The following is a 25,137-nucleotide window of genomic DNA, read 5'->3' as shown; positions in this document are numbered from 1 at the left end:
TCCCTGTTCCGCAGTTCATTTCAATTGACCCGCAGAACATTTCGATAAAGCGTCGCGCCGGAGAGGCGTTCAGCCGCTAATAAAGGGAAGACTCCGCACTCAGCGCGTGCTTATTCGCGTGCTCAGCTCGTAGAATCCCCGCCCGAACGTGGCGGCGACCAGGCGCCCGCGACCGTTGTCGTACTCCAGGTCGTCCACCGGCACCAATGGCATCCCCTCACCGAGCCGCAGCCACTCGGCCTTGCCCTCGGGCGAGGTGAACACCCCCTGATCCGTGCCGATGTGCAGCGCCGAATCCGCCCCGATCACCAGGTCGTTGACCGGCGCCTTCGGCAGATTCCCGGTCAGGTCCCGCCAGTTCCTCCCGCCGTCCGTGCTGCCGTACACATGGGCCAGCGGCGATCCGGAGCGATAAGCGGAGTGCGTGGTGAACACCCGGTCGGGGTTGTCCGGGTCGACCACGACCCGGGTCACCCACGGGCGGCCCTCGGCCAGCTTTGTCCAGTGCTCGCCCAGAGCCTTGGTGACCCAGACCCGACCGTCGTCCGTGCCCGCGTAAATCGTGCGGCCGTCGCCCGCCGGGGCGATCGAGGTGATCGTCCCGTAGTTGGTGTAGATCGGGTCGGGGCCCGGACCGCCGGAGAGATCACCACTGATAGCCTGCCACGTCTTGCCGCCGTCCGTGGAGCGGTTGACCACTTCGGAGCCGTAGTAGAGCACCTGGGGATCGTTCGGATCGAACTCCATCGGCGTGAACCAATTGCGGCGCTTGAACGTCGTCTTGTCGGCGAAGTACGCCATGGATTTGCCACCATTGGTGGAGCGGAAACAGTTGCCATACTGGTAGCAGGCGAACACGTTCTCCTTGTCCTCAGGGTTGATGAGGTTCTCCTCGCCGTCCCCGCCCAGATACTCGTTGAAGCGCTCGCCGCCCCAGGACCGCAGCGAACCGTTGTCCTGCGAGCCCCCGGAGATCCGCGCCGGATCCTGCGGGCTGATCGCCGCGCTGAAGAGCTGGGTGTACGGCTCGTGGCGCGCCTTGACCCAGCCGCCGTCACCATGGGCGTCCGAGCGGTAGACCCCGCCGTCATTGCCGAGATACACCCGCCCCGGCTTGCGCGGGTCCCAGACCATGGCGTGCTGGTCCACATGGATCGAGGTGGAGTCGTATGTCCAGGTGGCGCCCGCGTCCTTCGACGTCATCAACGGCACACCGGCCGCGTGCAGATGGGTGGGGTCCTTCGGGTCGGCCCATATCTTGCCGAACCACCAGCCGAAGGTCGACTGCGAATCGGTGAGCTCCTCGTCGGCCGGGGTACGGGTCCAGGAGTCGCCGCCGTCCGTGGAGGCGTAGAAGCCCTCGAAGGGGCCGCTGGTCTTGTTGACGATGGCGTACACCCGCTCGCCCGCGACCGCCAGACCGATCCGGCCCACGTCCGGGCCCTGTTCGGGCAGCCCGCCGCCGAGCCGCTCCCACGTCCTGCCGTCGTCGCCGCTGCGGAACACACCGGAGCCGACGCCGCCGTAGGTGCGCAGCTCGGGGGTGCGGCGGTGGTCCCACAGGACCGCGTACAACTCCTCGTCCTGGACGAAGATTTCGGTGGCACCGGTGAACTCGCCCGCACCCTTCAGGATCCGGTCCCAGGTCCTGCCGCCGTCGTCCGAGCGGTAGACACCGCGGTCGCCGCCGCCGTTGTAGAGCGATCCGGCCGCGGCCGCATAGATACGGCGCGGGTTGTCCGGGTCCACGGTGATCGCGCTGATCGCCCCCGAGTCCCGCAGCCCGCTCGGCTGCCAACTCTTGCCGCCGTCGGTGCTGCGGTAGAGCCCCGTACCCTCGTAAGTGATACTGCCACCACCGGGGTTGGGCTCTCCGGTGCCCGCGAACAGGGTGCCATCGGGGCTGGTGGCGACGGCGCCCATGGCCTGCGTCAGATCGTCGGGCCAGGCCGACTCGAACGTCTCCCCGGCGTCGTCACTGCGCCAGATCCCGCCGCTGGCCGCGGCGGCGTACACCGTGTCGGCCCGCTCGGGGTCAAGGGCGAGCGACACGATCCGCCCACCGATATTGGTCGGCCCGAGCGGCTCCCACTGCCCGCCGCTGGCGGGCAGCTGTCTGGCCTGGTCCGCGGCATCGGCATACGCGTGCCGTGGCAGCGCCTCACCCGGGACCGTCTTCTGCAGATACCGGTACTCGGCCGGCGCTGAGGGCCCGCGCACGGGCCGGTACACATCGTCGGGGGGTGGCGGCGCCGCGGTGGCCTGCGGCGCGATGACGGCAAGGCCCGCTAAGGGCACGAGAATGAGACGAAGCAGCTTGCGCACGGTCACCTCTTCTACGTCATGGCCATAACAACCAAGCGGTGCTGACGTTACGAGAGGTGGGGGTGCGTCAGGAAGGGCGCGGATCTGCCTTTGTGGCAGGGGGGTAGGAGGGGCGGTAGGGGAGTTGGGGGGTAGCGGAGTTGAGGGAGGCTCAGGGCCGTGAAACAGACCCGGGCTACTGCCGTGCGGGCCGAGAACAAGAATCTGGAGAATGCCCGGTTTCGGTAACCGGGGATTGCGTGCTATGTTCCGCGCCGCCTCGCCCAGGGCGGCATTTCACGGAATGGCACGTGCTGCGACATGGCCGTGTTTTCAGCGGCTCGGGCCGCGCGGAGGAGTGGGGCGCGCGGGCCCCGCCGGGGCGACAGAGGCCACGTCGTGCCGGGGGGCCGGCCCTAAGGCGGCGTGCGGTGCGTCGAGGAGACCGTCGTCGCGGTGCCGCCACAGCTCGTCGATGCTGCGGCCCGCGGCATTTTCGATCCGGTGGTCAAGGGCGGTGCGCGTCTGAGGGGCGGATGCGGGGGGGGGGAGGTCATGGCGAAGCAGTTCCTGCGGGCGGGAGGGTATCCGGGGCGAGCGCGTCCAGGGCGACGCGGACCTCGACGTATGGGCCATCGCGGGTGTGCTGGGTCGGTCCCAGACGCTCCAGGAGCCGGAGCATCGGCGCATTGGATGCCTGCGTGAACGCGGTGCGGGTGTGTGCTCCGTGCGTACGGGCGATCCAAGCCGCCTGCCGGGCCAGGGCTGTTCCGATGCCCTGACGGTGGCGGTCGTCGGCGACTTGCAGTCCGAGGTCGACGAGGCCCGGCTCCCGGCTGATGGGCCCGACGCAGACGAGTGCCAGTGGCCGTTCGTCCGCGTCGAGTCCGATCCAGCACTGCGCCTGAGCGAGCAGCCGTCACCCGCGGTACGCGGCCGCCACGGACGAAGTCGGGCGCCGCCTGTTCCTCGTAGCCTGGCTCGCCGACCGCTGGGGAACCCGCTACACGGCGGACGGCAAGGTCATCTGGGCCGAACAGCCCCTTCCGGCCCTTGTCGTGGCATGAGACGTGAAGTGCGTCCAGCGCGTCCCCGAACGGCTGGTTCGGGCGGTCAAAGCAGTAGGCCGCAGCAGAGGCGGCGAACTTGTTCAGGGCCTTGGCGTAGCTGGCAGGATCTTTCCGGTAGCAGCTGTGAGCGGGGCTCGTCTTCTGCCATCCCGTTACGTCATCCGCCCACTGTTTCTTCGCTTCGTCGGCGGTGAGGGAGAGTTGACGTCCGATCTCTTTCCAGCTGGTTCCGCGGACCCGCTCGGCGATGACCGCGCTGCGGAGCAGGTTGTACTCCAGGGATCGCTGGGCTTGGAGGGCGGCTGTGAGGTAGTCGCCGGTCACTGCTTGGTCGTCGCACAGCATTACCGCGATGCTGTGCATTTTGCTCGCCAGCCTGTCTGGGAGCGGGTTCGTCGACCGGGTCGTGATCGATGACACCAAGACAGTCCACGCGTACGTCGGGGAGCTCGTTCCGCCCACACAGGAAAATGACAACCGTATCGCTGTCGAGATGCTCCGCCTGCTCGGTGATGGCGGCGGCAAACTGTTCGGCCCAGTGTCCTTCTTTCAAGTACGGCCGCGAAACAGCCGCCCGTCCAGTCTGGACACCGACCACCAAGAACTCCTGAAGGCAGCACACCAGGCCGCCACCGCTAAACTCAACGCACGCAGGTAACCGACCAGACGGAGAGTCATCGAAATCGGCCGCGGGCGTCGGCCGAAGCTCAAGCAGGGGGGCGGCATGGCGCGATCGGTGAAAGCGGAAGCGGCTGTCGGCTCTTGGTCATGGTCGCGGCCGTGGGGTGCAGCGCGTTCAGCTTCAACTACTTCGGCCCACGCCTCGCCCACGAGGTCCACAGCGACACGCCCTCGCTGGGCATGATCGTGGGCCTGGGGCAGTTCCTGCTGATGACCTGCTTCTCGACCGTTTGGTACGTCGCATGGCCCCTGGCCAGGCTCGCGCGCCTGCCTCGAGCCGCGCAGAGTACCCAGCTCTGATCGGCGGCATCCAGATCGGGGACTTCAGCAAGCTCCGCCGGTTCCAGGCTGCCGTCGAGTCCGTCCTAGACCTGTCATACGACAACGTCTTCGTCTACAGTTTTCCTCCCGCAGCCGTGCCCGTACGCCACGTATGGGGCGCGGCTGAACCCGAGCCCACGGAGATCATCTAGCAGCAAGCGGCTGTCGTGACGACTGCCTCATTTCAGCGCCACCCCGGGGTGGGCCACGTGACCAGAGGTCTGCTGAAGGCGTGCCGTTCAGGAACTGTCACACCCACTCTCTGAGCTGCTGCTTTACCGTGGGGTCCTCATCGCCCCTGGGAGGGGTACCAACACAGCGCGGGGCGGGCGGGCGCCTCGGGGGCGGGGGTCCTCATCGCCCCTGGGAGGGGTACCAACAGGAGCCCGCGCTCGCCCGCCGGGTCTGTGGGGCACGGACGCCCCGGTGTGGGGCGGCGCCTAACTCAGACAGCAGCGCGTGCCCGATCCGGCGGCCTCACCGCCGTACGGGCCCGACTCACCACGAAAGGTGGGCCGAACGCCGGGACCAGCTTCCGATCGGCTCCCTCGCCCTGCCACGTCTCGGTCTGAGCCTCGATGACCACCCAGTCGAACATGGACAGGTCGCTGAACTCCAGCGGTTCCTTCAGCGGCTCCAGGGAGAGCCACTTCACCTTCACGCCGTCGATCCTCCGGAAGGCGTCCTCAGCGATCCGGGACGCCCGAGTCGTTGCGGCTTCTGTGTGCACTCGCCGGGCGGCTTCCAGGGTGGCATGCGGCTCTGACAATGCGGCCTTCAGAAGCTGCGGTCGTGGTGAATACTGGCCCTTTCGGCAGGACGACGCTGCCGCTGGCTGGCAGAGGATGCCGTCGCGTGAGGGGACGGCGCGTTGGTCGCGCTGGGCGTTGCCCGGATCGGGAACCCGGTGCGGCTGTCGGTGTGTGCCAGGGCATCCCGGTTGCCCGAGGCAGGAACCCGTTGTCAGAGAGCTGCTGAACAACGCCTCGCGGCGATTCCTCGCCGCCCAGCGGCGTCTCGCAGACAGGTTGTCTTGATACCGCTCTAGTGCCATGCCGTATCAGGATGCTCGTGCCGAAAGCTGGGTCACGGGTTCGCGAAGCTGAACTTCCTTTGCTGCTGGGCTGTTTGTGCTGCCTTGGACGTGTCAGTGGGGTTGCTTCGCGTCGATGGGGGCGTCCGTCCGTTGGCGTCAGCGGTTGGTGGGCTCGTGCAGTTGGAGGTGGAGGGATGGAATGCGACTACAGGTGGCGGTGACCACGGTCGCCTCGGAACTGCCGTGGGCGGGTGTGCTGGCGCCGGGCCGGGGGGTGGTCTATGACCTACTCGCCCGGTGTGCGCCGGAGCTGGACCGGCGGTTGCATGAGGAGGGGATGGGGCCTCATGGGATGGCGCCCTTCGGTTACGGGGCACCGGTCTTTCCGTCTGCTCGTCGGCGTAGAGGCCGGTATGCGGCAGGTGGTGGTGGGGTGGTGGAGTTCGGAAGCCCCGTTCCGGAGGTGGTGGAAGCGCTCGCTGCGGGATTCACCTCCCGGGAGTTGCTGGATTGGGGCGGGGTGGCGTTTCGCCTGACCGGTGTGAGCGCAGTCGAGCAGCCGGCGTTTTCTTCGGGGCGGGTGCGGTGGCGTACGGCGACGCCGGTGGTGATGAAGGGCTCCGGCCGGGATGAGTCGGGAGCGCTGGGGCCGCGGCAGGCATGGGTGCTGCCGGCGGAGCCGGAGTGGCCCGTCTATATGCAGGGGAATCTTCGGCGCAAGGCCGAAACCCTGGGGCTGGATCCCGGGGTCGAGCTGGAGGCCGTGAGTTGGATCGGGCCGAAGCGTTCGTTCGCTGTGGGGAGCGGGATGAAGCCCGGGGCCGAGGTCGAAGTGGAGCTGTCCGGGCCGCCCGAGACGTTGCGTGCGCTGTGGAGCTGGGGGCTGGGCCAGGCGAATTCCGCCGGCTTCGGCTGGGTGAGAGCATGACAATCCCAAGCGGCGAACGGCCCGTCCAGCGCCGACTCGTGCTGACTCCCCACCCCTTGCAGCGGGTTGGCGCATTCGCGCTTGCCGCTCTGGCCGGGGAGCGGGATCCGGAAGAGCTCGGCCCGGAGGGCTTCGAGCGTGCGGTGTCGGAACTGGTCGGGTATGCGGTGCAGGCGTCGGTGCGGGAGAGCAAGGCGCTGGACGGGTTCTGGCAGAAGGTGAGTCTGTCGTTCTTCCCCAATTCCCCGATGAACCACCCGGGCCGCCGCAAGGGTAAGACCGAGGACGGCCGGCCGAAGACGGATGAGGACGTTCGGGAAGCGGTAAGGGTCTGGCTGCGGGCGCCCGACGAGGCTGCCAGCACGGGGGTTGACTGCGCGCTGTGCGGGCGGGGGGCTGCCGGGTTCTATGGCAAGAGGGACGTGGTGCTGGCGGAGAGCGAGGCGTACCGGAACACCACACCACGTGGGCACGAGGGCATGGCCATGTGCTGGCCGTGCCTGGCGTCCTTCTACGCGCTGCCGTACGGATGCCAGCTGACCGGGGGGTCCTCGGTGGCCCTGCACAGCTGGAACGACGCGTTCCTGGCCCAGGTCGTAGGACGGCAGGTGACCCGTAACCGTCGGCTGGCGGTCACGGGGGATGAGTCGAAGAAGCAGGCTGAGAGCCGCGAGCTGGTGGCTGTGCGGGCACTGCGGGCCTACAGCGAGCGCTTCACTGCCGGGGTGGAGCTGCTGGTCTTCAACAACAACAACAACCGCGGTCAGCTGCTGGAGAGTTACAGCCTTTCGCAGCCGCTGGCGGAGTGGCTGCGGCGCACGAGCCGGCTGGCGGACCTGAGGCGCGCCTTCACCTTGTTGGTGCGGGCGCATGTGACGGCGAATGTGCCCGGAATGGTGGGGCTGGCTCGCAACGCGTTCCGTGAGCCGACGCGCATCATCTCCACCGGTGTGCATGGCCTGATGACTCTGATGGCGGCTCCGGATCCCGACCTGGCAGCAGCGGCCGAGGTGGCCGGTCTGCTGGTGACTTTCGCAACCGAGGTGATGCAGGTGAACGAGAAAGACCTGGCCGAGATCCGGGCCACCGGACACAAGATCGCCGGCCTGTGGTCCGAGGAGAGCAGCCGGGGCCCGCTTAAGGATCTACGGCGCCAGCTCCGTTCCCCGCGGCAGCTGCGCAGCTGGCTGACCAAGCAGAGCGTGGCGTGGGCCGGTGCGCAGGGCACGGCCGGCCGGGGACCGCTGATCAGTGAGCGGGCCTATGTGCTGCTGTTCGACCCCGGGGCGGACAATCCGGCCTGGCTGCATCGGGATCTGCTGCTGATCACCGTGCTGGAGGAGCTGGCCCGGCTCGGCTGGCGGGCGGATGACGAAGAGCAGCTGGAAGAGGTCCTGGCCGAACTGGATGCGGCGGACCGCAAGTTCATCAGCGAGGACGAGGAGGAGGGCCAGTGAGTTTTCTGGTCGGAAAGATCGTTGAGGATGTCGTGGCCGGTGCCCCGAACAACGGGGAGGGTGAGGACAATGTCGGCAAGGTCAAGTCCATGCGGGTAGGGCGCGACACCTATCCTTACATCTCCGCGCAGGCATTCCGCCGCTGGCTGCGCGACTCCCTGCCCGCCGTCGAACCGCGTTCTACGGTGACCCGCTCCGGCAAGGGGCAGAACCAGCAGGCATACACCGCAGGGCGCCCGGACCAGTTCCTGGACGACGACCTGTTCGGCTACATGGTGGCCGTGAGGAAGGAGAGCTTCCAGCGGGACACCGTGCTCGCCACCGGCACCCTGGTCTCCGTGGTGCCGCAGCGGCCGGCGTTGGACTTCGGCACGATGAGCCGCGACTTCCCGGCCGGCGAGCACCCCGTCATCCACCAGCACGAGCTGTACTCCTCCGTCCTGGCAGGCGACGTGCTCTTGGACCTGCCGCGGGCCGGGGTGTTCGAGACTGATGGCAGTGGATTGCGGGTCGCCCTGAGCCCGACGGCCGCTAAGGAGGCGGTCGACGCCGGAGCCGAGCAGGTTGTCTTCCGCGGGACCGCGGCGCTGCGGCTGCCGCTGGCCGAGCGGCGGCGCCGGGTCGCGCTGTTGCTGCGGACACTGGCGGCGCTGCGCGGTGGTGCGAAGCAGGCTCTGCACTACGGCGATCGCACCCCGGCCATGCTGGTGCTGGCCCCTCTTAAGGGCGGCATCAACCCCTTTACGCGCGTGCTCGGCGCGCGGGACGGCAAACCGGAATTCTCCTCGGACGTGCTCCGCGAGGAGCTCGATGCCTGGGCAGATGAGCTGGACGGTCCGGTAAGGATCGGATGGGCCCCCGGATTCCTTGGTGACCGCCGCGAGCGGGCCCGCCGCGAACTGGAGGACCTCATCAAGGCCGGCAAGGCCATCCTCGACCACCCGCGCAGCATCCTCACCGACCTGGCCAAGGAGATCGAAGCCGGCACCCACGACGGCTGGTTCGAGGACCCGCAGTCATGACACCGCACAGCACCCAGGAGCAACGGGAGGCGCTGGAGGTGACCGTCACCGCCCCGGTCGTCTCCTTCCGCAGCCCGCTCTACACCGGCGTCCAAGTCACGCTGCCCTGCCCGGCCCCCACGACGGTCGGCGGGATGCTCGCCGCAGCCGCCGGAGGCTGGGACGAGGTAGACCCGGGTCTGACGTTCGCCATGACCTTCCACGCCCGAGGCCGGGGCACCGACCTGGAGACCTACCACCCCCTGGACGCCTCCGGGAAGAAGACGACCCCGGCACCCCGCCCGCGGGAGTTCCTCGCCGACGTCACCTTGCGGCTGTGGCTCTTCCACGACCTTCAACTGTGGCGGGCACGGCTGCGCCGGCCGCGCTGGCCGCTGCGCCTGGGCCGCAGCCAGGACCTGGTCGGCCTCTCCCTGCGCCTGGCCACGGTCCTCGAAGAGCCCGGAATCCAGGGGCCGGCGATCGTGCCCGACGGCTACGACGGCGCGATGGGGACGCCGCTGCGGCTGCCTGGGGCAGTCAGCGTGAATCGTGGACGTACGCGGTGGGGCTCCTTCCGCTTCGACGCCACCGGCCGCGCGCACACACGCCTACCCGGAAGCTGGTCGACCCCACAGGGCCAGGCACTGGTCCCTGTTGGCTCACCGCACCCTGCAACGCTCGACGCTCACCTAACCGTCTGAACACGCCCGCACATGAAAGGCGCTCTCGCCTTGGATCTCCTGACCGCGTTCCTGGCGAAGAGCGCCAGGAAGAAGCGCCCGGCGGAACTTCTCACCGGCCATCTGTCCGACACCCTGACTGCCGCTGGCGCGCTGCGGCGGCGCGTGGGCCGGCTGGACGTCGCGGAGACCGTTCTGGGGGGACAGTTCTGGACCGCCACAGCTCTCGCTGCCCTGGCACACGATGCCGGAAAACTCCCTGACGGCTTCCAGGACATGCTCCGCGGAAAGATTCGCAGCTGGGGCGAGCGCCACGAAGTTCTCTCCCTCGGCTTCCTCCCGCACCTGGTCAGCGACCCTGACCTGCTGATTTGGGTGGCCAGCGCGGTGGCCACCCATCACAGACCACTGACCGGCGAAGCGGGCAAGGACCTGCAAACCCTCTACGGGCCCAGCGACCTGGACGAAGTCCGCCACCGCTTCACCCCCATCCCCGAGGCCGGCGCTGCCGCCCTGCTGGACTGGCTGCGCACCACGGCATCCGCCGAGGGCCTTCCCATACACGCCCCCACCGCCCCCTCCGAGCTGAGCATCACCACCCTGTTGGAGACCACCCACCAGATGCTCGGGCAACTTCTGGATCACTGGTCGCTCCGGTCGGCGGGCCCGGATGAAGGGCTGACCGCTGTCCTCGTCCAGGGTGCGGTCACGCTCGCCGACCACCTCTCCTCCGCTCACCAGCAACTGGCCACCACTCAGCCACTGGATGCCTCGACCCGATCCCGCGTGGACAAGCACCTGGCCCAGCGCGGAGCCGTCGTGCGCCCCCACCAGATCGCCGCCGGCGACGTCTTAGGGCATCTGATGCTGCGTGCCCCGACCGGCAGCGGAAAGACCGAAGCCGCCCTCCTGTGGGCCGCCGCCCAGGTCACCAACCTGGCTGAGCGCACCGGTGGAGTGCCCCGCGTCTTCTACACCCTGCCCTACCTGGCCTCCATCAACGCGATGACCACTCGCCTCCAAACCTTGCTGGACGACGAGGAAGCAGTCGGGGTGGCCCACTCCCGTGCCGCCTCCTACCACCTTGCCCGCGCCATCGCCCCCGAAGACGGATCCGATCACGACGTCGACGGAACCCCGTGCAGGGCCGATGCCGCCGCCAAAGCCGTCTCCCGCGCCGCCGCGACCAAGCTCTTCCACGAAACCCTGCGCGTCGGCACGCCCTACCAACTGCTGCGCGCTGCTCTGGCCGGCCCCGCGCACTCCGGCATCCTTGTCGATGCCGCAAACTCCGTCTTCGTCCTCGACGAACTGCACGCCTATGACGCACAACGCCTCGGCTACATCCTGGCCAGCGCCCGCATGTGGGAACGCCTCGGCGGCAAGGTCGCCGTGCTCTCCGCCACCCTTCCCAAGGCACTGGCCACGCTGTTCACCGAAACCCTGACACCCAACAGCACGACCGAGGTGCACAGTCCCGACCTGGGACTGCCGGCACGCCACCGGCTCAGCACCCGCGACCACCACCTCACCGACCCTCAGGCCGTCAACGAGATCCGACGCCGCCTGGAGAATGGCGACAGCGTCCTCGTTGTCGCCAACAACGTCGCCCACGCGCTGGACCTCTACGACGAACTCGCCCCCGAGGTCGTCGAACGCCACGGGCCCGAGGCCGCGCTCCTGCTGCACTCCCGGTTCAGACGCGTCGACCGCGCCACCATCGAGGACAACATCGGCAAACGCTTCGGCACCTGCGCGCAGCGCCGACCGGGGCTCCTGGTGGCCACGCAGGTGGTGGAAGTTAGCCTCGATGTGGATTTCGATGTCCTGTTCACCGCAGCGGCCCCGGTCGAAGCCCTCCTCCAGCGCTTCGGCCGCGTCAACCGCATCGCGGCCCGCCCGTCGGCCGACGTCATCGTCCACGCACCATCATGGACCAGCCGTCGGGGCACGATCGGCCAGTATGCGGACGGCATCTACCCCCGCGACCCGGTCGAAGCCGGATGGCGCTTCCTCGCCGCACACCACGGCCACATTGTCGATGAAACCGACGCCACCCGATGGCTTGACACTATCTACACCGACAGCTGGGGAGCCCAGTGGCGCACAGACGTCCTCCAGCACCGCGAAGCCTTCGAGCAAGCCTTCCTGCGATTCGAGTATCCCTATGACGACCGGGACCACCTGACCGAGCAGTTCGACCAGCTCTTCGACGGCACAGAGGCCATCCTCGCCAGGGATCAGGAGGGGTATGAAGCTGCCCTGGACCAAGCCCCGGACGCTTCTGCAGGACGGCTACTCGCCGACGAATACCTCATCCCCATGCCCCACTGGGCCGGCCGCCTGACCACCTACGAGAAACGGCTCAAAGTTCGGATCATCGACGGGGACTACACCCCCGAGCGCGGTCTGCTCAGTGTCAGCAGATTGCCGCAGCAGACCTACCAGCCGGGCGAGGTCCTGTGATCACAGCGCAGGACGTCGGAGGTGTCCACATCAAGTACCTCTACCACTGTCGCCGACAACTCTGGCTCTACCTGCGCGGTATCCGCCCCGAGAGCCTGAACGCCTCCGTCCAGCTCGGAGAGGCGGTTCACGACACCTCATACAACCGAAACAGTCCCGTCGACCTCGGCGCCGCACGACTCGACTTCCTTGATGGCCGCCACTGGGTCCACGAAGTCAAATCATCCGCCCGGCCAACCGAGGCTGATGAGGCCCAAGGCCGACACTACTGCCACCGTCTGCGCAACCTGGGGATCGATGTCAAGGGCGCCGTCCTGCACTACCCGAAGACCCGACGAATATTCCGCTACCCCTACACACCCGAGGGCGCAGAACTGGCCGAGGCCGACATCGCCGAAGTACTCACAGTCGCCTCGTCCTCCGCCTCACCGGACCGCCTGTCCAACAGCCGGTGCCGCGGGTGCAGCTTCACCGACTACTGCTGGACGGAATAACCATGCCCGCCGCATCCCGCACCTACTGGCTGACCGGCCCGTGCCGGATTCGTCGCAAAGACCAATCCCTCGTCATCACACGAGATTCGGCCCCGACGTCCACATCCCAGTGACTGACGTGCGCGACATCATCGCCTGTGCCGAAACCGACATCAACACAGCCGTCATCGCCCTCCTCAACCGGCACCGCATCAACGTCCATTTCCTCAGCTACTACGGCGACTACGCCGGCTCACTGCTCACCTCAGCCACCAGCACCTCGGGCGAGACCGTCCTAGCCCAGGCCCAGCTCGCCAAGAACACGGCGGCGAGTCTGGAGATCGCCCACAGCATCGTCGACTCCTGTGCGTTCAATGTCCGCCGCGTCATCGACCGCAAGCTACTCACCCGCCCTTACTCCGTCCTGCAGAACACCCTGCGTACCGCCGAATCCGCAGCCCACATGATGGGCGCGGAAGGCACCTTCCGACGCTCCGCCTGGGAGGTCCTCGACACCAAACTTCCCGACTGGCTCCAGCTCGGCGGCCGCAGTCGGCGCCCGCCGAAGAACGCAGGCAACGCCTTCATCAGTTACGTCAACGGCATCACTTACGCCCGCGTCCTGACCGCCTTGCGTCTGACGCCACTGCACACCGGCATCGCCTTCCTGCACAGCAGCATCGAACGACAGCGACACTCCCTCGTCCTCGACATATCGGAAATGTTCAAGCCGCTGTTCGCTGAACGCCTCCTACTCCGTATGGTCAGCCGCAACCAGCTCAAAGAGCACCATTTCGACCGGGATGCCAATCAGGCCATGCTGAGCGACCCCGGCCGCAAACTCGTCGTACAGGCCACCCGCGACGAGTTCGCCTTCACGATCGCCCACCGCAGTCTCGGGCGCCCCGTGGCGTATGACGAACTGCTCTACCTTGACGCCCTCGCCCTGACCCGCCGCTGCCTGGAAGGCACCCCGTACAAGCCGTTCCGGATCTGGTGGTGACGACCCAATGTACGTAGTCGTCGTCTACGACACCGCAGCCGAGCGCAATCCAAAAATCTTGCGAATTTGCCGCAAATACCTCCACCACGTACAGCGCAGCGTCTTCGAAGGTAACCTCACAGACGGTCAGCTCCGCCGGTTCCAGGCTGCCGTCGAGTCCGTCCTGGACCTGTCATACGACAACGTCCTCGTCTACAGTTTTCCTCCCGCAGCCGTGCCCGTACGCCACGCATGGGGCGCAGCTGAACCCGAGCCCACGGACATCATCTAGCAGCAAGCGGCAGTCGTGACGACTGCCTCATTTCAGCGCCACCCCGGGGCGGACCACGTGACCGGAGGTCTGCTGAAGGCGCGCCGTTCAGGAACCGTCACACCCACTCTCTGAGCTGCCGCTTTACCGTGGGGTCCTCATCGCCCCTGGGAGGGGTACCAACATGACGACGCGGTACGGCTGCACGCGGCCGCGACCGGGTCCTCATCGCCCCTGGGACGGGTATCAACCGCCAGGGCAGCGGCTGGATCACCGACCCGCTCACCGTGTCCTCATCGCCCCTGGGAGGGGTACCAACCTGCAAGGCGAGCGGGAGTTGGTCTGGAACACGCACGTCCTCATCGCCCCTGGGATGGGGTACCAACGCCGGGGACGTGGCCGGGCCCTGGCCACCCTTGGGGGTCCTCATCGCCCCTGGGCCGGGTAGCAGTCCAGCAGCCGCTGCGCCACATGCCCACCCAGCGCCACCGCCTCTTGGGACAGGCCGTCTCCTACCACGGGCCCGGCCCCTCACCCGCCGTCGCGGGACCAAGCCATGCGCGCCCTCACCTAGGGCGTCGATCCATGCGCCCTGTGCCGCCCCGACACCGAGCTCGGGATCTTCTAATCGCGCACGGCGGGATAACGGGGAGCGGCGCTGGCTGGGCCGGAGGTCGTGGTGCCGTGCTGTGACTGAGCGCTTCGCTTGGCGGATGAGCGTTTGAGCTGGCGGGGTTGAGCGTCCGAGTTGGCGCAGGCCGAGCAGGGCTGCAGATCGTCGCCGTACGGATCCGCAGCCCCGGCCCCGGGCGGCGGCGCGGGTGCCGCACCGGTCCGCAGCGCGGCCACGATGCCGGCGGAGATCTCGCCGCAGGGCTCAGGGCAGTGGCGGGCTGCTGTGGCGTGCCTCGACAGGGGCGGGCATCAGCGCCTACCCCTTGGCTTCGACTTGGGCATCGGGCTCGGTGCGGCGGCGGTGGCTGGTGTCGCACCACGGATAGGCCCGGCTGCGTCGACAGGTACAGACGGCGACGGCGAGACGCCGCGAGATGCGGACGCTGCCGTCGCCGCAGATGAATTCGACCGGCCCTTCCACGAGCAGCGGCCCGTCATAGTCCCGGGTGATGCGCCGCGGCCGGTCAAAAGTGCTCGGCACGGATAATCACCAGCCCTTCCTCGCTGTCGCTCAACAAGCCCTGCCGACGCAGCCATGCCTGCCGGCAGCGCAGTACCGGACCGAGTGGAATGACCGTGCGGTCGGCGACCTCGGGCCGCAGGCCCACCTCGGCGAGCCGGTGCAGGGTGGCGTCAACGCCGCACAGGGCGGAGTGCACCACGAGCAGCACCCTCCGGGCCCCAGAACGTTCGGCGCCGCGTCGCAGATCCGGTCCACCACCCCGCGGCCGTCGGGCCCGGCGTCCCAGGCGCGCGCCTGTGCTGAGGACGGGCCCGGGCAAAGCCGATCGACGGTGTACATGGTTCTCGTCGTAGAAGAACCCGACGGCAGCGGGGCCCCGCAGAGCTATGGCGGGCTTGCCCAGGAGCCGTGCGCGGACGGCGCCTGGCTCCTCACGGCGGGCCAAGTCGGGGAACGCCCCCAACGTCACCTCGAACTGATTGCCCTACACAAGCAATGATATTGGGTATAAGGAGGCACATGGATGAACAACCGACGAGGCACCCCGTCCGCACGCTGCTCAGGACCCTGGACCACGCCGTCTTCCGCCGCGTGGGCGAGCGTTCCTGGCCGATGGCCGAGCCGGTGCTTCCGCGTCTGAGCCGGAGCGCCAACCACGGGCTGCTGTGGGGTGGTGTCGCCGTAGGGATGTGGGCCCTGGGCGGTACGCGGGGGCGGCGGGCAGCCGTGCGCGGAGTCGCGTCGCTCGCGCTGGTCTCGGCCACCGTCAACACTTTGGGCAAGGGTGCGGTGCGCCGGAAGCGGCCCGTGCTCGACGCGGTGCCGGTCGTACGCCATCTGCCCCGCCAGCCTGTCACCAGCTCGTTCCCGTCTGGGCATGCCGCGTCCGCGGTGGCGTTCACCGTCGGCGTGGCCCTCGAGTCCCGTGGCTGGGGCGCGGCCCTGGCGCCCGTGGCCGCGTCGGTGGCCTTCTCCCGTATCTATACCGGCGTGCACTACCCCAGCGATGTCCTGGTCGGTTCGGCTCTCGGTGTGGGCGCCGCCTTCGCCGTGCGCGGCTTGGTGCCCTCGCGCGCGCAGCTACCGCCGCCGGCCCGACCTCGCACGGACGCGCCTGCGCTGCCCGACGGTGACGGCCTGTACGTGGTGGTCAACCCGTCCTCCGGGGCCCAGCCGCAACTCATGGACTCTGTAAGGCAGTTGAAGTCCGAGTTGCCCCGCGCTGAGATCATCGTCCACGAGGAGGGAGGCGGACCGCTGCCCAAGGTGATCTCCGATGCCGCACGCGAAGCAGCGCGCCGGGGCGGTGCCCTCGGTGTGTGCGGCGGCGACGGCACCATCAACGCGGCCGTGGCTCCCGCCCTGCAGTTCCAGGTGCCGCTCGTGGTCCTGCCCAGTGGCACCTTCAACCACTTCGCCGCCGACCTCGGCACCGAGACAGTGGCCGCCGCCTGCGCCGCGGTCGCGAACGGCAGCGCGGTCCGCGTCGACGTCGGCCGGATCACCCCCTTGGCCGCCAGATCGGCAGAGCCGACCTGCTTCCTGAACACCTTCAGCCTCGGCTCGTACCCTGATCTCATACGCCTCAGGGAACACTGGTCGCCGAAGATCGGCGACCCGGCCGCCACCCTCCTCGGCGTCGCGAAGATCCTGCACACCGCACATCCCTTGAAGGCCGTCGTCAACGGCCGCCGTCGCGCGATGTGGCTGCTTTTCGCGGGCAACGGCGCCTACCGCAACCTGGGCATCGCCCCGGTACGTCGCCACGATCTCACCGATGGCCTCCTCGACGTACGCATCGCCCACGGCGGCCGCTTCGCGCGCACCCGTCTGCTCGCCACGGTACTGGCCGGGGGAGTGGCCAGGACCCGCCTGTACGCTGCGGCGCACTCGCGGCAGCTGCTTATTTCCGGACTGCCGGAAGGTGCACGGATGGCATACGACGGGGAAGTCGTCGAAGCGCCCACCGCGTTCCAGGTCGACAAGCTCCAGGAGGCACTGACCGTGTACCGGCCGCTGGAGGAACGGCCGCGTGCTCGACCGATGAGCGGTTGACTGCGGACGGGTGAACCCGGGGAGGTGCGTTGCCGGCACGCACCGGCGCTCCCCGGCACGGATGCGGAAGCGGCTGCCGCGTCATGGAGCACCCGCCGCTGACCGCGTCGCGTTGGGGTGTGAGCTCGTCGCTGTGAGGGCGCCGTGCTACAGCAGCCCGCCCAGCGGCAGGATGCGCTCGGTGAGCTGTCCGCGCAGGCGTCCTTGGTCGGTGTCGGCTTCGGTGAGCCAGTCGGCGGTGACCAGCAGGTCGGCGTGCTCGCCGACCTGTTCGGGGGGCAGGGTGCAGAACGCGGCGACCTGGTCCACGGGCAGCCCGTCGTCCTCGGGATGTCCGAGGCGGCCGTCGGGGCGGGTGTGGGCGGCGGTGTAGAGGGCCAGGAGCCGGGCGGTGGCGCCCAGCTTCTTCTTCCGGATCTTCCGGTCCCCCACGACCTTTTGGGCCCAGCCGGAGATCCTCGCGCGATTGTTCTTGCCGAAGGTGAACGGGCGGGGCTGCTCCGGCAGCAGCGTGGGGACGGTGATGGCGGTGGGGTCCTCGGACCTGGAGGCCATCACGTCGGCGACGGTGCCGGGCAGGCGCAGCCAGTCGGCCGCGACCAGTTGCTGGAGTACCCGCTCGGCATCGCCTTGGAGCCAGCCGGTCAGGTCCTGGCCGGTGATGTTCCCGGTGCCGGCGCGTGCGGCCCGCAGGGTGAGCATGAGTACCGCGAGGCGCACCTCGGCCTGGGGGTGCGGGGCGTGGGCGGCGGCGTAGTCCAGCACGGTGCGGGCGTGCACGGCCTGGTTCCGGGTCAGCAGCCGTTCGACCACCGGTCCGTCACCGCCCGCCGTGTCGTCGGCCACCTGGCCGGTGCGGTTGTCGTGCATCTGGCGGGTGGTTTGCGCGGCCTTCTCGGCGCGCTTGGCCTCGTGGCGCAGGCTGCCGTCACCACTCACGTCGGCCCACAGAGCGAACGCGCGGGCCTTGCGCTCGTGGAGTTCGGCCAGAAGGACAAGGTCGGGTTCGGTCCGCTGCTGGTAGGCGCGGAACGTGTCCCCGAGCTCGATGAGCTCCAGGCGCAGGACGTCGGGCTCAAGGTCGTGCGGCACGGTCCGCTGCGCGATCTTCCCCCGCCGTTTCGCCGGCCGGGAGGCTCCGCCTGGTGAGGCGGCGCGGGCACGGGGGACCGGACCCGGTGCGGCGGTGGGGGATGACGAAGCAGCGGGGGAGGGGCCGTGGTCGGAGAACACCGCCGCGGCATGAGCCCCCACCGTGCCGCCCGCGGGCTGTGCATCCGGCGTCTTCGCCGCCTGGGCCGTCCCGGCCGGGGCGGTGCGTGTCGGGGGCGGGGAGGTGTCCAGGACACGGCAGTTGGGGGTGGCGGCCGCGCAGCGCGCACACATCTCCGCGATCCGCCACAGTCGTCCGGCACGGTCCGCGTACACGGTCAGGACCACCGGGCCCCCGCACCGCACCGCCCCCGCTGGCCGCGTCCCGCCCCGCCGTCCGGCTTCGGGGTCGGGGGTGTGCCACGCGCAGTCGGCGGCCCGGCAGGCGCACCACGCCTCGCCGCGCGGCCCACCGCCCGCGCGGATGTGGGCCAGATGCGCGTTGACGTGGCCGATCGCGGCCTTGCGCCCCGCGGCGGCGCCGCCGGGGAAACGCTGATCGGTGCAGGCCGGGCGGGAGCAGGAGAGCCTGACCGCGCCGGCGGAAGGGCGGCCGTAGGGGTCCAGGCGCACCGTCCACACCCGCCCCGCGACGCGCTCGTCCTGCCGTGTGCCGGCCTCCACCGCCATGTGCGCACCCCTCCGTGTTGCTTGATCCGTTGCCCCGGGCGGTCCCCATCATCAGGGATACCGCCGCGCAGCCCCCGCAGAACGCAACTTCCAGGCCCGGCGTCGCTTCCTGACCCGTACGCAAGAGGCTCACAGGGGAGCCTCACCCCGTCCTGCCGACACTGCTGCGGAACAGCACCTTCTGGGGCATCGCACCGGCTTGCTCACGGCACGAGTCCGATGCAGGGCATTCCTGTACGCCTCATAACGCGGCCACGGTCAGTCACCGGTTCACGCTTCCCGTGCCAGAGCCCACCTCGATGTCCAACGGCAGCCGGCCGGGTCAGCAGTACGCCGCAGCTACTGGAGCGACCGGCCTGACGGTCACACGACGGGATGGCGGCCCGGTTTCGTAGCTGACATCACCCGACTGCTGTGGGAGGTCTATAGTGACACTATGGCTTCGACGACAATTCAGGTCCTGCGGGAGACCCGTGATCACCTTGCCGAGCTCGCTAAGGAGCGCGGTGTGAGCATCGGCCAGCTGGTCGAAGCGCTTGCCGCGGAGCAGCCGACTGCGGCACAGCGGGCAGCGCGGCTGGCCGCCGACCGGGAGGTCGTACGCCGCATGATGGGCGTGGACATCCGCGACGAGGAATTCGAGCAGGCACCCGACGTGCTCGCCAACATCTACAAGATCGCTGCCGAGAAGGTCCGGGCCGACAGAGGCACCGCAGCGTGATCATCCTCGACACCAGTGCCGTCAGGGCGCTCGCCGGCGGCCACAAAACGCTGAACCTCCTGGCAGGCAACATGGCGAAGACACCCGGCGAACACCTCAGCATCCCCGCCCTGTGCCTCATGCAGGCCGAAGCCGATCAAGAGAACCTCTCGCAGCGCGTACTCGCCTTTTCCGCCGTGGTCGTCGACAGCCTCGACACGATGGCTGCCGTCAGCGTCGGCACCATGATCCGCGACGGCTACGGCGGCCCGGACACCTGCCACGCCCTGTACTGCGCACTGCCGCGCCCCGAGTTCACCGGCATGTCGATCCTGTTGACCGGCAACGAGGGCGCCTACCCACCCGGCGTGGTCACCGTCGACGTCGACTCACCCGGAATGCTGGGCTTCCACTGACGGGGCCGCGTGAGCCAAGCGCCGACGGGTGCGTCTGAGGCTGCCACCACAAGCGGGCCGGCCGCGTCAGCAGCACCCCGCAGCGACTGGAGCGCCCGGCGTGACCAACTGGGCGCCGCGTGCACCTTGCGGACGTGCCTTTCGTCGCCACCCTCTGCCCTCGGGGAGGGGCGTGTGGCCACCGGCTTGTCGAGTTCGTACACGACGACGATGTTGCTCATGACCCCACGGTAGGAAGCCGAAGGGCTGATCCGCCTGCAACCTTTGCGGACGGGTGGTTGTGATCGGCCGACGCCGCTCTCATGCCTGGCCCGTGCGCGGCGGCACGTCCGCCGGTTCGAGCCTCGCCACCTCGAACTCCACCCGGACGTCGTCGGCGAGCCGCAACGCGCCGAGGAACGCGGTGTAGGGCTTGATCCCCCAGGTGGACTGCGTGACGGTCGCCCAGCCGCGCAGCTGCCCGGCTTCGTTTCCCGTCCCGTGCACTGTCACGGGGTGGGTGCGTCCCTTGATGGTGAGTTCCCCGGTGATCTCGAAGGACTGAGGGGTTCCCGTGATGCGGGTGGAGCGGAAGGTGATCGAGGGGTGCTCTGCGCTCTGGAGCAGTGCCTTGTCCGCCAGCGTCCGTTTGATCTCGGCCCGGTCGGCGTCGGTGAGTGCCTTCAGCCCGCCGGTTCCTTCTCGGACCTCCAGCGAGCCCGTCTCGACCGTCACCAACACCGAGGACCTGCCAGGGTCTCCGACATCCACTACGGCCTCGCCGGACCATCGGGTGGCTTCGATCGTGAGGTCGTGGCCCGCGCGGCGTCCCAGTCCGGCGCGGCCGGTCTTGATCAGGAGACGGCCGGCCGACGGCCCGAGTCGGTACGTTCCGTCTGTCAGTGTCACAGCGCCGAGAGTACGTACGGATCCGGCAGGCGGGGCCGCCCGCGGCCCGGTCGGCGTGTCCCCCGTCATGTTCTGGGTCGAGATGGTCTCCGAGCGCGGTGCACGGCTGGCGATGCATACCGATAGATCCAAGGTCAACATTTGACCTGTCTCAGCGAAGTTAGTCGGCTGGAAGCCGATGACCTGGGCGGATTGGATTGGTTGAGACGAGAGGTCGCCGCTCACGTGGCGGTGTGTGGTCTTGGACGTAGCGCCTGATGATGCCGTAGGAGATCGATGTCTCGTGCTCGTCCATGAGTCGCGCCCAGATGTCTCTGGGGCGGTTTCCAGCCTCGATCATGGCGTCGATGAGGTGGCGGACAGGGTCGAGGGCGGTTGGTCGACGAGGCAACGGCTTGCGGGGGCGGGGGTCGCGTCCGTCCAGTGCAGCCTTGACGGTCCGCCAGGTGACCTTGTGGCGTTTTTCCAGGGCTCTGCCCGAGAGGGCTTCTGCTTCAGCATCGCGGCGGATGCGCTGGTAGAGCTCTCGCTTGTCGTTCTTCTTGGGCGGTTTGGGGCTTGGGCGGGGGTTGCGCCGTCGGCGGGGTGGGCTGGAATCAGCCAGGACTCGTTCCAGTAGTTCGGGCGGGCGTCCGGCCAGTGCCGCGAGACGTTCGAGTTGGGGTTTCCCGAACAAGTTCGACGAGCCGGTGAGGAAGCCGTGCAGGTAGCTGGGTTTGAGGTGGTTGGCGTGGGCCAGGCGTCGAATGTAGGAGTCGGTGGGTTCTCCAGGACGCGGCCGGACCTGGATGGGAAGCCGGGACAGTGGTGGTTCCGGAGTATCGGTCATGCTCGGGTCGTCTTCTTCTGCGGAGAGGCCGCGGTCTCTGCAGCGTGGTCCAGAGGGATCGCGTCGATCGTCGCCTTCGTCACGCGTTCGGTGCCGCTGAGGATGGCGTCGATCGCGGCTCCTCGGATCGCGTGGGACAGGGCCCCGATCATGCCGTCGGTCCGTTTGTGGAGATAGCGGTCGAGTTTGACCAGACTGCCGGGTGGGTGATCGTGCAGCAGGAGTGTGTTCTCCAGGGTCGCGACCAGCCCTTTCCACTCGGGGCCGTAAGGGAATGGGCGGGTGGGGACGAGCGTGAAGCGGCCTGCGATCTGGGCTCCGCGGGTGCCGGCCAGAAGCTCGCTGTCCTCAACGCCGATGCCCGCATAGACGAACGTCGCGGGAATGCGCTCGGAGAAGTACTTCAAGGTGTCCGAGACTTCGGCGCCGGACCGGGTGGTCTGCGAGATGTTGTGGATCTCGTCGACGAGCACCAGGCCGGTGCGGGTGTCGGTGCAGACGCCGACCACCGCCTCGATGATGTCGGTCATGTTCAGTCGGGACCGGATGGGCAGGCCCAGGAAGCGGGCGAACTCCGCGGCGGCCATGCGAGCGGTCGCGGCTGGGGGAACGGTGATGTAGAGGACCGGGATGCGGTCCGGGACATTCGGATGCCGGGCCCGGTCGAGGAGTTCGTGGGCGCGTCCGAGCTGGGTGATGGCGATGGTCTGCCGGTGCCGGGCAGGCCGGAGACGATCAGCCCGCGGCGTGCGCTGATCGCATGCCGGTTGAGCAGAACGAGCCGTCGGCCGCAGGTCACGGTCTTCTCGACGAATGAGGTGGCGACCACGAGCATGCGAGCGTGATGATCGAGGCGGGCCTCGTCGTAGAGGTCCCGATCTGTCGGGGACAGCCTCTGCAACTCGTCCGGGGGAAGTAGAACTGGGGGCTCGGGCGAACTGGCGACGAACTTCCGCCACCCTTCCAAGGTGGTGAGCTGCCGGCCGGCGTGGGCATCCGCCTCCTGCAGCGTGGTGTGTTGGGATGCCGGCACTGAGATGGTCACGGGCGCTTCCAGGGGTTGGCGAGCGGATCGAACAGGCCCAGCGGGATGACTTCGGCGAGATGGGTGTCTGCTTCCTCGTCGTGCGGTGGCCCGGCAGGCGCCTCGGGGATCGGCCGGTCAGCGGCGGTTGCCCGGGTGCGGGCGGCGACACGACGGTCCCGCCGGGACCGCTTGGCCGGGCGGTCCTTCTCCTCGGCCGGGCCGTCGTGGGCTCGCCGAAGCAGGGCAGCGGCGGCATCGGCGATCTGTTCCTCGGTGCCGCTGGGGACCTGCTCGCAGGCCCGGTCCCAGGCCAGCTCGCCGAACGGGACGCCGACGCGGTGAAGGTGTTTCCAGAACAGGGTGATCCACCGGTTGCGGCGGCGGTCGCGTACCCAGATCCGGGAGATGTCGTAGGGGTCGTGGTGGATCTCCCACAATCCCTTCTTCGCCGCCACCCCCGAGTGCTGGCGGCGCAATGGGGTCAGTTCTGGGCTGTCATAGGTGCGGCGCTTGATCCGGATGCCATAGGAGTTGATCGCCTGCCAGCGTTCAGGCAGCAGCTCGACGTAGTCTTCGCCGCTCAGCGGGACGGGGATATAGCCGCAGGACTCAAGCAGTGTTAGGTACTTCTCGTTCGGCGAGAACGCCCGCGTCGGTGCCTCCGGATCGCGTAGTCCGTCATGGGGCCTGGTCTGCCACACGGCGATGACCCTCTGGAGTTAGGGCAGCGACCACAGCCTTCCGTCTTCCAGCCGCCGACCGCGGCGATCCGTGGTCGAGCCGGTGCAACCCGCGACGAACTGGGCGAACAGCGTGGCCACTGAGCCCAGGGTTTTCTCGATCGTGCCCTTGTCGGTGGGTGTTGCCTTGTGGGCAGGTTGCAGGTTGATGCCCAGATAGCGGCAGGACGCCCGGAAGTTGTGGGAGACGAACACTTTGCCGTGGTCGCAGACGATCGTCTCCGGCACGATCACCGGCCGGGCCGCCGCGTGCTCCAGGCGCTCGTCAATGCTCAGCAGCCGCCGGTGCGGCAGCACCGACCGGGACATCCGCAAGGCGTCTGACCAGCCTGGACGCATTGCCTCCGGGGTGACGCTGCGGGCCAGCAGGGCGGAGGCGTCCGCAGCTTTCGTGGTGGGCCGTAGCACCGCTGCGGTAATCGACCTCGTGGCAATGTCGACCATGGCTGTCAGCTCGACGTTTTCGGCGATCCCGTCGTCCAGCCGCACCAGGACGTCCAGGGGGGTGGAGTCGATCTGCATCAACTCGCCTGGTGCACTGGCCGGCACTTCGCCGAACGGTCCTGAGGGTCTTGCGTTGATCGAACGACGCGTGCGGGCCGACCCGGTGGCATGGGTGCCCGCGGCCAGCTTGTCGAACAACCGATAGAGCGTGGCCCGCGACGGCAGCTCAACGGCGGCGGTCTCGCAGTCGGCGAGAATCTGCTTGGTCCGCCAGATGATGAACCCGATGGTCCTGGACGACGCGTCGGCAGTCTCGGCGATCGCCTGCTGCATCGCCTCCACCACCGCCGGGTCGACGTGCCCGAAGGCCGGCATCTGCTTCGCCGACCGGCCATCCACCAGTCCGACCAGCCCGTCTCGCTGGTAACGCTGGCGTCTCTGCTTGATGCCACTGGGCGACATCCGGTGCCCGGCCGCCGTCAGTTCCGCTGCCTTGGCTCGTTCGCGCTGAGCCAGCGAGTGCTGTTTCGGATCGAACTCCGGCCGCGGCTTCGCCCCTTCCGCGGCATCCGGTGGCAGGCCGTCCAAGACTTCCAGGATGTGCCTCTCCCACCAGCGAGCCTGTTCAGCGGCCGTCTCAGGAAACTCCGCGATCCGAGCCGTCGGCGGCACCCGCCTTTTGCCGGTCACTGGGCACCTCCATCAGCCAGGCTCACAACCGTGCGTGGTCCCATCAGCTCGGTCGACATCGCCTCGGCGGTCAGTTCCTGGAGCCAGAGAAGGTGAAACAGCACGGCCAGCGTTGCCAGCCGATCGCCTGCCGCATCTGCCCCGGCCATCAACGGCCTTGGGGCCGCAAAGAGCTCCCGGAGCCGGTCCGCGACCGGGCCGTTGAGGCAGCGGGGGTGCCGGTAGCGCGACAGCCACCGGACATTCGCCAGCAGCACAGCATCTGGCACCCCGACCCGCTCGAACCTCCACCCGGCCTGGGAACAGGCCAGGCTCGTCACCTCGAACGCTTCGGCGTCCTTCGGCTCGATCCGCTCGTCCGCACGAACATCGACGACCACCGCCGAGCCGTCCGCGCGGCGCACGAAATAGTCCGGGGCGTGTCGACGCTCCCGTTCGCCGTCGTGCCAGTGCAGCCAGAACGGCTGCGAGGCGATCCCCATCACCTCAGGATCGAAGTCCATCAGCAGGAGCCTGTCACGCTCCAACCACGATTCGAAGCCAACGTGTTGCCCGGTCGTGGCCGCCCAGTACCAGCCCGCGAAGTGACGCTCACCCCGTGACCAGCGAAACGGCCGCACCGGAGCGACGTCCTCGAACTGGGCCGTCACACAGTCCAGCAACGGACGCCGGCGACGCTCCCGTACGGCGTCCACGTACGACAACTCGACGTACGGCTCCGCAAGATCCACCCCAGCAGGTACAGCCACCCGCCA

24 protein-coding genes and 1 pseudogene are annotated in these 25,137 nt (G+C 68.5%); 13 read left to right on the top strand and 12 right to left on the bottom strand.

Annotated elements, in window-relative coordinates; all coding sequences use genetic code 11:
- Positions 1–99 precede the first annotated feature (99 nt).
- Together K9S39_RS01640 and K9S39_RS01635 are read right to left on the bottom strand one after the other, a co-directional pair.
- The gene (locus tag K9S39_RS01640) at positions 100–2,325 is read right to left on the bottom strand and encodes a glycosyl hydrolase (protein WP_248861529.1); all 2,226 of its coding nucleotides are present in this window, start codon (positions 2,323–2,325) and stop codon (positions 100–102) included.
- A gap of 532 nt (positions 2,326–2,857) precedes the next feature.
- Complete coding sequence (locus tag K9S39_RS01635; protein WP_283113425.1) at positions 2,858–3,196, bottom strand: GNAT family N-acetyltransferase; 339 nt, start codon at positions 3,194–3,196, stop codon at positions 2,858–2,860.
- 530 nt (positions 3,197–3,726) lie between these two features.
- Here K9S39_RS01635 and K9S39_RS01630 point away from each other — a divergent pair.
- Together K9S39_RS01630 and K9S39_RS01625 are read left to right on the top strand one after the other, a co-directional pair.
- On the top strand, positions 3,727–4,032 hold the full coding sequence (locus K9S39_RS01630) for a hypothetical protein (RefSeq protein WP_248861528.1): 306 nt from the start codon (positions 3,727–3,729) through the stop codon (positions 4,030–4,032).
- A 110-nt stretch (positions 4,033–4,142) separates the two neighbouring features.
- Positions 4,143–4,355: a hypothetical protein gene (locus K9S39_RS01625; RefSeq protein WP_248861527.1), complete on the top strand. Its 213-nt coding sequence runs from the start codon at positions 4,143–4,145 to the stop codon at positions 4,353–4,355.
- Positions 4,356–4,821: 466 nt separating this feature from the next.
- Here the strand turns inward: K9S39_RS01625 and K9S39_RS01620 are convergent, their stop codons facing one another.
- Positions 4,822–5,037 (bottom strand): phage Gp37/Gp68 family protein, encoded by a 216-nt coding sequence (locus tag K9S39_RS01620; protein WP_248861526.1) that lies wholly within the window; start codon positions 5,035–5,037, stop codon positions 4,822–4,824.
- Between the two features lie 574 nt (positions 5,038–5,611).
- Between K9S39_RS01620 and K9S39_RS01615 the strand changes: the two genes are divergently transcribed.
- The 8 genes from K9S39_RS01615 (at position 5,612) to cas2 (ending at position 13,694) form a co-directional block, all read left to right on the top strand.
- Positions 5,612–6,340, top strand: coding sequence for a CRISPR-associated endoribonuclease Cas6 (locus tag K9S39_RS01615; protein WP_248861525.1), 729 nt, complete (start codon positions 5,612–5,614; stop codon positions 6,338–6,340).
- Positions 6,337–7,797, top strand: coding sequence for a hypothetical protein (locus tag K9S39_RS01610; protein WP_248861524.1), 1,461 nt, complete (start codon positions 6,337–6,339; stop codon positions 7,795–7,797). The genes K9S39_RS01615 and K9S39_RS01610 overlap by 4 nt, the downstream gene beginning before the upstream one ends.
- Entirely contained in the window at positions 7,794–8,819 is a 1,026-nt protein-coding gene (gene cas7i, locus K9S39_RS01605; RefSeq protein ID WP_248861523.1) for a type I-B CRISPR-associated protein Cas7/Cst2/DevR, read from the top strand. The genes K9S39_RS01610 and cas7i overlap by 4 nt, the downstream gene beginning before the upstream one ends.
- Positions 8,816–9,502, top strand: coding sequence for a CRISPR-associated protein Cas5 (gene cas5, locus K9S39_RS01600; protein WP_248861522.1), 687 nt, complete (start codon positions 8,816–8,818; stop codon positions 9,500–9,502). The genes cas7i and cas5 overlap by 4 nt, the downstream gene beginning before the upstream one ends.
- 30 nt (positions 9,503–9,532) lie before the next feature.
- Positions 9,533–11,947: a CRISPR-associated helicase Cas3' gene (gene cas3 / locus K9S39_RS01595; RefSeq protein ID WP_248861521.1), complete on the top strand. Its 2,415-nt coding sequence runs from the start codon at positions 9,533–9,535 to the stop codon at positions 11,945–11,947.
- Positions 11,944–12,441 (top strand): CRISPR-associated protein Cas4, encoded by a 498-nt coding sequence (locus K9S39_RS01590; protein ID WP_248861520.1) that lies wholly within the window; start codon positions 11,944–11,946, stop codon positions 12,439–12,441. The genes cas3 and K9S39_RS01590 overlap by 4 nt, the downstream gene beginning before the upstream one ends.
- 109 nt (positions 12,442–12,550) lie before the next feature.
- Complete coding sequence (cas1, locus tag K9S39_RS01585; protein ID WP_248861519.1) at positions 12,551–13,423, top strand: CRISPR-associated endonuclease Cas1; 873 nt, start codon at positions 12,551–12,553, stop codon at positions 13,421–13,423.
- Between the two features lie 7 nt (positions 13,424–13,430).
- Complete coding sequence (gene cas2 / locus K9S39_RS01580) at positions 13,431–13,694, top strand: CRISPR-associated endonuclease Cas2 (protein WP_248861518.1); 264 nt, start codon at positions 13,431–13,433, stop codon at positions 13,692–13,694.
- A 910-nt stretch (positions 13,695–14,604) separates the two neighbouring features.
- On the opposite strand, the gene K9S39_RS01575 is transcribed toward cas2, so the two are convergent.
- Entirely contained in the window at positions 14,605–14,829 is a 225-nt protein-coding gene (locus K9S39_RS01575; protein WP_248861517.1) for a CDGSH iron-sulfur domain-containing protein, read from the bottom strand.
- Positions 14,813–15,010: a hypothetical protein gene (locus K9S39_RS01570; RefSeq protein WP_406707858.1), complete on the bottom strand. Its 198-nt coding sequence runs from the start codon at positions 15,008–15,010 to the stop codon at positions 14,813–14,815. The genes K9S39_RS01575 and K9S39_RS01570 overlap by 17 nt, the downstream gene beginning before the upstream one ends.
- 320 nt (positions 15,011–15,330) lie before the next feature.
- Here K9S39_RS01570 and K9S39_RS01565 point away from each other — a divergent pair, with 320 nt between their 5' ends.
- On the top strand, positions 15,331–16,866 hold the full coding sequence (locus K9S39_RS01565; RefSeq protein WP_248861516.1) for a bifunctional phosphatase PAP2/diacylglycerol kinase family protein: 1,536 nt from the start codon (positions 15,331–15,333) through the stop codon (positions 16,864–16,866).
- Positions 16,867–17,013: 147 nt separating this feature from the next.
- On the opposite strand, the gene K9S39_RS01560 is transcribed toward K9S39_RS01565, so the two are convergent.
- Positions 17,014–18,648, bottom strand: a complete 1,635-nt coding sequence (locus tag K9S39_RS01560) for a hypothetical protein (protein WP_248861515.1) — start codon at positions 18,646–18,648, stop codon at positions 17,014–17,016.
- Positions 18,649–19,084: 436 nt separating this feature from the next.
- Between K9S39_RS01560 and K9S39_RS01555 the strand changes: the two genes are divergently transcribed.
- On the top strand, positions 19,085–19,369 hold the full coding sequence (locus tag K9S39_RS01555) for a hypothetical protein (protein ID WP_248861514.1): 285 nt from the start codon (positions 19,085–19,087) through the stop codon (positions 19,367–19,369).
- On the top strand, positions 19,366–19,764 hold the full coding sequence (locus tag K9S39_RS01550; protein WP_248861513.1) for a hypothetical protein: 399 nt from the start codon (positions 19,366–19,368) through the stop codon (positions 19,762–19,764). The genes K9S39_RS01555 and K9S39_RS01550 overlap by 4 nt, the downstream gene beginning before the upstream one ends.
- A 300-nt stretch (positions 19,765–20,064) precedes the next feature.
- Here K9S39_RS01550 and K9S39_RS01545 read toward each other — a convergent pair whose 3' ends face one another.
- The 6 genes and pseudogenes from K9S39_RS01545 to K9S39_RS01525 form a co-directional block, all read right to left on the bottom strand.
- Positions 20,065–20,652: a YceI family protein gene (locus tag K9S39_RS01545; RefSeq protein ID WP_248861512.1), complete on the bottom strand. Its 588-nt coding sequence runs from the start codon at positions 20,650–20,652 to the stop codon at positions 20,065–20,067.
- Positions 20,653–20,812: 160 nt separating this feature from the next.
- Positions 20,813–21,481 carry a TniQ family protein gene (locus tag K9S39_RS01540; RefSeq protein WP_248861511.1) on the bottom strand — a complete coding sequence of 223 codons (669 nt, stop codon included), beginning with the start codon at positions 21,479–21,481 and terminating at the stop codon, positions 20,813–20,815.
- A pseudogene (locus K9S39_RS01535) lies at positions 21,478–22,526 on the bottom strand (ATP-binding protein). The gene K9S39_RS01540 and the pseudogene K9S39_RS01535 overlap by 4 nt, the downstream one beginning before the upstream one ends.
- Positions 22,523–23,209, bottom strand: coding sequence for a Mu transposase C-terminal domain-containing protein (locus K9S39_RS42665; protein WP_406707857.1), 687 nt, complete (start codon positions 23,207–23,209; stop codon positions 22,523–22,525). The pseudogene K9S39_RS01535 and the gene K9S39_RS42665 overlap by 4 nt, the downstream one beginning before the upstream one ends.
- Positions 23,210–23,227: 18 nt before the next feature.
- Positions 23,228–24,382, bottom strand: a complete 1,155-nt coding sequence (locus tag K9S39_RS42660; protein ID WP_406707856.1) for a hypothetical protein — start codon at positions 24,380–24,382, stop codon at positions 23,228–23,230.
- A complete protein-coding gene (locus K9S39_RS01525; RefSeq protein ID WP_248861510.1) occupies positions 24,379–25,131 on the bottom strand; it encodes a TnsA-like heteromeric transposase endonuclease subunit in 753 nt (250 codons plus the stop codon). Before K9S39_RS01525 ends, K9S39_RS42660 begins: the two co-directional genes overlap by 4 nt.
- Positions 25,132–25,137 lie beyond the last annotated feature (6 nt).

The sequence above is a fragment of the Streptomyces halobius genome (genome assembly GCF_023277745.1).
Lineage (GTDB): Bacteria > Actinomycetota > Actinomycetes > Streptomycetales > Streptomycetaceae > Streptomyces > Streptomyces halobius.
Note: the sequence above shows the minus strand (reverse complement) of the source record. Positions and strands in the feature narration are given on the sequence as shown.